Genomic DNA, 2996 nt, shown 5'->3' with positions numbered 1-2996 from the left:
CATAGGGATTCTTCAGTCTGGGAAACCCTGACTGAAGAATCCCTATGGGTCCGGTAAGGGCAACGTCGGGAGTATGTCAACATCTCTTCTTCTATCAATACGATTACACCACATTGTAGGGAGGTTCCATGGAACCTCCCTACAGGGTTATCGTTCGGACGATTTATGGTTTTTGTTTTTTGATTTCTGCTAAAATTTCTGGTGATCTCTCTAAATCTTCGTTAGATAACTTACGTCCTGGTTTAGATGTCAGGCGATCGGCTAAAGCATAAAACGCCTCGGTATCGTCTCGATGAGCTAATACATAAGCTCGTAATTCTGATTCATTCATGGTTTGAAAATTAGGATGATTCATAGAATTTTTACCTCATCATTTCTGTCAAACTGTAAATTGAGAGCTAGGTCTCCCTGAGTTTCTGTTTCTGGTAAATCTTCAACTTGTTGGAAGCGTTGTTGTAATTTAGTTAATATAGTTTCATCGCTACTTTCTACATCGTAAGCACTGCTATCTACCGCACGAATGATTATATTTGGCTCCTGTCCGTTGTCTGGGTAGCATAAGAATGTGCCGTCGATGATTTGGGTAACGTTGCTGGCTATTTGTAACAGGGTGTCTCCAGAGACTCTGGTTTTGGTATCGGCTAATTCATGGAGGGGATTTTTATTGGTTCCCAAACATTCTATGTCTAATACTTCCCATTCTGTACTGGCAAGTTTTGAGCCGAGTAATTGCAGAATATCCGCGAGATTGACTGTTAAGGTATTGTTATTTGGTTGGCGATCGCTGATGGTGATTCCACGCATATTTCCTCCTTGGGTTCTAGTCTGGTTGTTCTAAGGGTTCGGCAGCACCTCTGACAAAGCCAGAAGTAGTACCTATTTTGGGGTCGTTGATATAGAAACGGTGTTGATGAGGCGGTACTGGATGTTCAGGACGTATCCTGCCACTGCGGGGAAAAGTGGGACTGGTAAAGTCGATGTCGCGGACGGGATTACCGCTAGCGTCATATTCCCGTCTTTGATAAATTCTGTTGTTAATGGTATCCCACCGCAGCACTGAATGAGGGCCTATTGCTTTGGTATCGAGTCCAGAAATTCTGGACGGTCGATGACTTTTGTAAACTGGGGTTCCATCTGCATATTTGGCGTAAATTTCTGGTTGTGAGGGCATCAAGCATTAGGAAGTTTTGAGATTAAAAAAAGGCAAAAACATAGGAGTTGGGCAACTAGGAAGTCGCCTCATGTTAATACCCCAGGGGAAACCTTTATCCACGAACGGCGCGGATTACTTTTGCTGCCGAGTGGGCGATCGCGCAAATAATGATGGAAGTACCAATGGCACTACCAATTATCAAACCAACTTCTTGATTTTCGATTGCCAAGTCGGTAATTTTATCTATTAAATTAATGGGTCTAGTTTCCTGGACTTCGGTATAAGTTGTCTGTTTTTGGTTTTCTGGAAAGTTATTTTTCATGATTATTCTCCAGTATTAAAAGTAAAGTTGCTTAATTTTCACTGTAACTAATACTGAAGAAAAATATCGTCCAACTTTGCCTCAATTTTAGGTAAGAATTAGTGAGGGAGAATTGGGAATATTGAACTGATTTTGCCTCACTAACTCTTACACATTTAGTAATTGACTCTGGATAAGTAGTAGTAGTAGTAGCTTAACCAAAAGACTGGAGTCATGGAACTAAATCATTTAATTAAGGATGCGACCTCAATCACTAATATTATCACATTCATTACTTCAGAGTTTTTAATGATAATCATAGAATGATGGTGATTACGATCGCTGAATTTTACGAGTGTGATCTTGTACTAGGTTGATATTGTATCACTACAGTAGGTAATCCTACATGGTAAAAAAAAGGCAGTAGTAGTAAAATAAAAATGTAATGTCATGGGACGAAAAGCAAGTTCAATAAAACTTAACGAAGAAGGCATAAAAATGATTGATACAGCCAGAAAGAAAAAAGGTTGGAATAAAACAGAGCCGAAGTGGTGTTGGGATGCAGAAGTCTCCGAATCAACTTTGAAACGCTTTATTAGTGGCAAACCTATTTCCCCTAAAAATTTTCAAAGCTTATGTGAAGTTGTAGGAATAAAAGAATGGCACTCCCTCGTTGATTGGGAAAATAGTGACAGTACCGTTCCCCAACTTCCTGAAGAACTTCTCGACACTTCCCTTACCGAAAACAAACCACAATCTAAAGGAGGAATAGCTGTAACTGGGGTTTTCACTTTCGATAAAAAGCTGGAAGTGGAAATGGTATTGGAGCGTTTACGGGAGGTTTTAATGGAATGCAAAATTGTAGTTAAATCTCCACAGGAACCTCAGTCTTACTATGGATGTTCTGTCTATGGTCTTTTTAGTCTAGATCAGCAATTAGAAATTGAAGTAGCATTGGAGCATCTAAAGCTACTTTTGCTTACTTGCACAATTACATGGCGCGGCTGAAATACCTCTGAAACCTCCAACGATCAAACATAGAATTGATAGTTCCTCAATATTATCGATGAAAACTTTTATAAATCAGGATGCAATATCAAGGATGGGTTTGGAGACCAAACCCCCTAAAACCCCCTACAGAATTGCTATTTTTCATTTTCGATTAATTGTCTTCTATAATTAGAAAACCTAGATTATGAAAACTTAATTGAAGAATAGGATGATTCATAGAACTTTTACCTCACCATTTCTGTCAATTTGTCTGAGCTTAATAAAGCAAGGGATGAAACAGTCCCCTACTAAAATATAACCAAACTAAGTTATAATTTAGGGAAAATAATAGTAATTAAACTAGGATAGTATAGATTATGGCAACACTGGAAGAGGCTCTTATAATTGTTAACGAACTTTCCATTGAACAAAGAGAAATGTTATTAGAAATTGTTAAAAATCAAATGATTGAAGCTAGTCGAGAGGAAATAGCTCAAGAAGCAAAAGAAGCGATCGCCTCTTTTCATAGAGGAGAATTACAATCTCAGTCTA

The 2996-nt window shown here is 38.6% G+C and carries 5 protein-coding genes; 1 reads left to right on the top strand and 4 read right to left on the bottom strand.

Going from position 1 to position 2996, the window contains the following annotated elements; all coding sequences use genetic code 11:
* Positions 1 to 163: 163 nt before the first annotated feature.
* The 4 genes from F6K13_RS26145 to F6K13_RS26130 form a co-directional block, all read right to left on the bottom strand.
* The gene (locus F6K13_RS26145; protein ID WP_124145486.1) at positions 164 to 355 is read right to left on the bottom strand and encodes a DUF6887 family protein; all 192 of its coding nucleotides are present in this window, start codon (positions 353 to 355) and stop codon (positions 164 to 166) included.
* Positions 352 to 804: a hypothetical protein gene (locus F6K13_RS26140; protein ID WP_124145485.1), complete on the bottom strand. Its 453-nt coding sequence runs from the start codon at positions 802 to 804 to the stop codon at positions 352 to 354. The genes F6K13_RS26145 and F6K13_RS26140 overlap by 4 nt, the downstream gene beginning before the upstream one ends.
* 16 nt (positions 805 to 820) lie before the next feature.
* Positions 821 to 1171, bottom strand: coding sequence for a hypothetical protein (locus F6K13_RS26135; RefSeq protein WP_124145484.1), 351 nt, complete (start codon positions 1169 to 1171; stop codon positions 821 to 823).
* Between the two features lie 94 nt (positions 1172 to 1265).
* Positions 1266 to 1475: a hypothetical protein gene (locus F6K13_RS26130; protein ID WP_124145483.1), complete on the bottom strand. Its 210-nt coding sequence runs from the start codon at positions 1473 to 1475 to the stop codon at positions 1266 to 1268.
* A gap of 429 nt (positions 1476 to 1904) precedes the next feature.
* Here F6K13_RS26130 and F6K13_RS26125 point away from each other — a divergent pair, with 429 nt between their 5' ends.
* On the top strand, positions 1905 to 2462 hold the full coding sequence (locus F6K13_RS26125) for a hypothetical protein (protein WP_124145482.1): 558 nt from the start codon (positions 1905 to 1907) through the stop codon (positions 2460 to 2462).
* The last annotated feature ends 534 nt before the right edge of the window (positions 2463 to 2996 follow it).

Source organism: Okeania sp. SIO2B9 (assembly GCF_010672505.1).
GTDB lineage: Bacteria > Cyanobacteriota > Cyanobacteriia > Cyanobacteriales > Microcoleaceae > Okeania > Okeania hirsuta.
Note: the sequence above shows the minus strand (reverse complement) of the source record. Positions and strands in the feature narration are given on the sequence as shown.

What these genes read in the sequence shown, in the direction of transcription:
- F6K13_RS26145 (WP_124145486.1), bottom strand. Translation starts at nt 355, where the DNA reads ATGAATCATCCTAATTTTCAAACCATGAATGAATCAGAATTACGAGCT.
- F6K13_RS26140 (WP_124145485.1), bottom strand. Translation starts at nt 804, where the DNA reads ATGCGTGGAATCACCATCAGCGATCGCCAACCAAATAACAATACCTTA.
- F6K13_RS26135 (WP_124145484.1), bottom strand. Translation starts at nt 1,171, where the DNA reads ATGCCCTCACAACCAGAAATTTACGCCAAATATGCAGATGGAACCCCA.
- F6K13_RS26130 (WP_124145483.1), bottom strand. Translation starts at nt 1,475, where the DNA reads ATGAAAAATAACTTTCCAGAAAACCAAAAACAGACAACTTATACCGAA.
- F6K13_RS26125 (WP_124145482.1), top strand. Translation starts at nt 1,905, where the DNA reads ATGGGACGAAAAGCAAGTTCAATAAAACTTAACGAAGAAGGCATAAAA.